Annotated in this window: 3 protein-coding genes and 1 pseudogene; 2 read left to right on the top strand and 2 right to left on the bottom strand. The window is 70.9% G+C overall.

From position 1 onward, the window contains the following. The first annotated feature begins 109 nt into the window (after positions 1 to 109). The gene (locus tag VIP82_RS07900) at positions 110 to 556 is read left to right on the top strand and encodes a MarR family winged helix-turn-helix transcriptional regulator (RefSeq protein WP_331907367.1); all 447 of its coding nucleotides are present in this window, start codon (positions 110 to 112) and stop codon (positions 554 to 556) included. 24 nt (positions 557 to 580) lie between these two features. On the opposite strand, the gene VIP82_RS07895 is transcribed toward VIP82_RS07900, so the two are convergent. Continuing rightward, positions 581 to 1,432, bottom strand: a complete 852-nt coding sequence (locus tag VIP82_RS07895) for an ion transporter (protein ID WP_331907365.1) — start codon at positions 1,430 to 1,432, stop codon at positions 581 to 583. Positions 1,433 to 1,508: 76 nt separating this feature from the next. After that, positions 1,509 to 2,918 (bottom strand): aminotransferase class I/II-fold pyridoxal phosphate-dependent enzyme, encoded by a 1,410-nt coding sequence (locus VIP82_RS07890; RefSeq protein ID WP_331907363.1) that lies wholly within the window; start codon positions 2,916 to 2,918, stop codon positions 1,509 to 1,511. A 264-nt stretch (positions 2,919 to 3,182) separates the two neighbouring features. Here VIP82_RS07890 and VIP82_RS07885 point away from each other — a divergent pair. Further along, a pseudogene (locus VIP82_RS07885) lies at positions 3,183 to 3,271 on the top strand (acyltransferase); the annotation flags it as partial.

The raw sequence follows: 3,271 nt of genomic DNA, 5'->3' as shown, positions 1-3,271 counted from the left end.
GGTGATGGTGCCTGACATCGATGACCTCGAATCTGGGAGGATGGCCGGTAGGAAACCGGGTTGCGTTAATAGTCAACCCGGTTGCCTAAGTTGTCAAGGAGGTTGCCTAATGCACGGTGACGCGTTGCGCGAGTTCGAAGAGGCCAGCCGGCACGACCTCACCCACACCGTCGGCGCGGTCTCCCGAGCGCTGACGGCCGCGATCTTCCGGCGCCTGGCCGAACGGGGCTACGGCGACGTGCACCAGGCGCAGGTGGCGGTCTTCTCGGCCCTCGATCCCGAGGGGACCCGCGTCTCGACGCTCGCGGCGCGAGCCGGCATCAGCCGCCAGGCGATGAGCGCCCTCGTGCGCACGCTCACGGCGGGCGGATACGTCACCGCCGAGTCCGACCCGACCGACCAGCGCGCCACGATCGTGCGGCTGGACCGCCGCGGCGCCGAGTTCTGCCGGGCGGCCGTCGTGGCGTCGGGCGAGGCCAACGCCGAGATCGAACGTGCGCTCGGCCCTGCCGAGACCGCACGGCTTCGGGAGATCCTCCGACTTCTCGGCGAGTAGGCGCCGGCGTCTGCCGGTAAGCCCTCAGTCCCCGGCGGCGCCCGGAGCGGCGTCGGCCACCAGGAGGCGGAGCTCCGCCGTCGTCCGCTCGGACTGTGCGAGCAGCTCGGCGAGCCGGTCGCCGAGCGGGGTGCCCGCAGGCACCTCGGCCGGCGCCGCGGTCGGCGCCTCGGCCGGCGCCGTCGGCGTGTCGCTCGCGTCCTCCGGCTTCGACGTGCCCGGCCCGAGGAAGAGGTTCGCGAGGTATCCGGTGAACGTTCCGAAGATGCCGACGCCGACGATGATGATGAGCACGCCGAGGATCCGACCGGTGTTCGTCACCGGGAACTGGTCGCCGTAGCCGACCGTCGAGATCGTGACGATCGTGTACCAGAGGGCATCGGACGCCGAGGTGATGTTCGCACCCTCGGCGTGCCCCTCCACCGCGAGGATCGAGATACTGCCGAACTGGAACACGAGCACGCCGAGCAGCAGCAGCGTCATCAGGGTGCTGTTCGCGCGGTCGTGGACGAGGGTGTTCCAGATCGTGCGAGGGCCGAGGTCCCGCATGAGGCGGTAGACGCGCAGCAGGCGGAAGATCCGCAGGATCTTCAGTTGCGCGAACGGCAGGCTCGCGAGGAGGTCGGCCCACCCGTAGCCCCTGAAGAAGTAGTGCCCGGCCGACGGCGCCGTCGCCATGCGGTAGACGAAGTCGCCGAGGAAGATCGCGCTGAAGAGGGCGTTCATGACCGAGAGGATCTGCTGCAATGCGCCGTCGCCCTGCATGGCGTAGACGAGCACGAGGTTGACGATCGACAGGATCGACAGCACCCCGATGAAGATCTCGTATGCGGTGTTCTTCAGCTCGCTGCGGGGCTTCACGCTGGTCGTGCGCACGGTGGTCTCCTCGACGTCGGGCGGCGCCTGCCGCGGCCACCATTGTGACGCACGCGAGACCGTGCTCGCGGGAGGCTCAGTACCCGCCCGCGACGACGTGCTGCGCGGCGGTCGCGAGCGCATCGGCGACCTCGTCGACGTCGCCCCGCACCACGCCGACCGTGACCCGGACGAACTCGCCGCCGGGTCGCGAGCGCCCGTTGCCCGCGCCGGCAGCGGGGTTCGATGCCGCGAGGAACGGCGTGCCCGCCGCCACCCGCACACCCGACGCCGCGAGTTGCACGAGCGCCGAGCGCTCGCTGAGCACCGGCATCCACAGGTTCACGCCGTCGGCCGGGGCGACCGGCACGCCGCGCGCCCGCAGCGCATCGCCGAGCGCGCGCTGCCGCGTGAAGTACTGCCGCCGCGCCTCGGCGACGGCGTCGAGCGAGGTGCCGTCGGTGAGCAGGTCGAGCAGGATCGTCTGCAGCATCCGTGACGTCCAGCCGGGGCCGAGCATGCGGCGCGCGGCCATGCGGTCGACGAGGTCGCGGGGTCCGCCGACGGCGGCGATGCGCAGGTCGGGGCCGTGCGACTTCGAGAAGCTGCGCACGTGCACGACCTGCCCGGGCAGCCAGGTGCCGAGCGTCACGTCGCCGGCGGTCGAGATCATGCCCGAGTGGTCGTCTTCGATGACGACGACGTCGCCCGCGCGTTCGGCCGAGCGGATGACCCGCGCCAGCGCCTCGGCGCGGCCGACCGTCATCGACGCTCCGGTGGGGTTCTGCGCCCGTGGCTGCAGCAGCACCGCGACGGGCTGTCGGCGCAGCGCCCCGGCGAGCCCTTCGGGCGTCATGCCCGCGTCGTCGACCGCGACCGGCACCGCCTCGGCGCCGAGCAGGTCGAGCAGGTCGAGGAACGGCGGGAAGCCCGGGCTCTCGACCACGACCCGGTCGCCGTAGCGCACGACCTCGTCGAGGATGCGCGAGATCGCGTCGAGGGCACCGTCGACGACCATGATCGTCTCGGCCTCCGACGGCCAGGAGTCGGCGAGCACCGCTGCGAGCCCCGGGATCACGGGCTCGGCCTGGTAGCTGCCGGTCTCGGCGCGCGCCGAGACCCGGGAGAGCGCCGGTCCGAGCGCCGGGAGCAGGAGCGGGTCGGGCGTGCCGCGCGAGAGGTCGAGGCGCACGGGGTCGTTCGGGGCGGCCATGCCGCGCATGCGCGGCGCCAGCCAGCCCTGCGAGAGCGGGCGGACGAAGCTGCCCGCGCGCCCGCGCGACTCGATGAGCCCGGTGCGCGAGAGGGCCTGCCAGGCCTGGCTCACCGTGGCCGGACTGACGCCGAGTTCGCTCGCGAGTTCGCGCACGGTCGGCAGGCGGGTGCCCGCGGCGAGTTCGCCCGAGTTCACGAGTCGGGCGATCACCCCCGCAATGCCGCGTGGGGTCGTCTCACCGAACTCCGCGAGCGCGATGAGCTCGGCGCCCTCGAGTCGAACCGCAGCCATTCGAGATCCATTCACATGAATACCTGACACGACCATTGCCTCCTCACGGTGTGAGGGACAAGATAAGTAACCACAACGTCACAGTGTGAAACACAAGAGAAATGTTCACGCCGAACAATAACAGAACGGGTCGCGCACTCGTTCGGAAGCTCCGGACGCCGCAGTCCGCAGCACAGCCTCGGCGTCACAGCACCACCCGGTGAGCACCTCTGTTCCACGCCCATCGAGTGCACGGCAACGACGCCGACCGACTCAGGAGGCAACATGACGATCGTCCGAGCGGCCATCACGCAGACGACCTGGACCGGCGACAAGGAGTCCATGCTCGACAAGCACGAGCAGTTCGCCCGCGA

This window comes from Microbacterium sp., from assembly GCF_036566905.1.
Taxonomy (GTDB): Bacteria; Actinomycetota; Actinomycetes; order Actinomycetales; family Microbacteriaceae; genus Microbacterium.
This window is presented reverse-complemented; position numbering and strand designations above follow the sequence as displayed.